General features: G+C 56.5%; 1 protein-coding gene. It reads left to right on the forward strand.

All coding sequences use genetic code 11. The annotated features are described in order from the left end of the window. Nucleotides 1-160 precede the first annotated feature (160 nt). The coding region (gene holA / locus VER_RS10190; protein WP_238390209.1) for a DNA polymerase III subunit delta at nucleotides 161-689 on the forward strand (529 nt) is incomplete at its 3' end.

A 689-nucleotide genomic window follows, 5' to 3' on the forward strand; every position in this document is an offset into this window, starting at 1 on the left:
TTCCTGCATCAGCAAAGGCTCTTAACCGGTCTATATGCTGACCGGTGACGAGCCTTTGCTGATGCAGGAATGTGCCGACCAGATCCGTAGCCAAGCGCGCAAGCGTGGCTTCGGTGACCGGGAGGTTTTTCATGTGGAAACCGGCTTCAACTAGGAACAGGTGCTGGATTCTGCCAACAGACTCACTCTGTTTGCAGAGCAAAAACTGCTGGATGTAAGGCTGTCAGGCAAGCCGAACGATCAAGGCAGCAAGGCACTGCTTGAGTACGCCTCACGCCCGCCACAGGACACGGTGTTACTGCTTACCTTACCCAAACTCGACAGCAGTGCGATGAAGGCCAAGTGGGTCAATGCCATCGAGCAGTCCGGTGTGCTGATACAAATCTGGCCCATGGATGCTCAGGGACTCCCTCGCTGGCTGGCGCAACGCGCCAAGCAAAAGGGACTACGCCTGACGACCGCTGCAGTGGAAGTCCTGGCACAACGAGTAGAGGGAAACCTGCTCGCCGCTATGCAGGAGCTGGATATGCTGGCTCTGGTCAGTGATGGCGCCGAAATCGATGATGAACAGATTCTCGATCTGGTGGGTAACCACGCGCGTCATGACGTCTACGATCTGTGTCGAGTTGCTTTCAGTGGCGACTGGCCAGCGACACTGCGCATCCTGTCACACTTACGTCAGGACAGCG

The sequence above is a fragment of the Veillonella sp. R32 genome, from assembly GCF_010093125.1.
Lineage (GTDB): Bacteria > Bacillota > Negativicutes > Veillonellales > Veillonellaceae > Veillonella_A.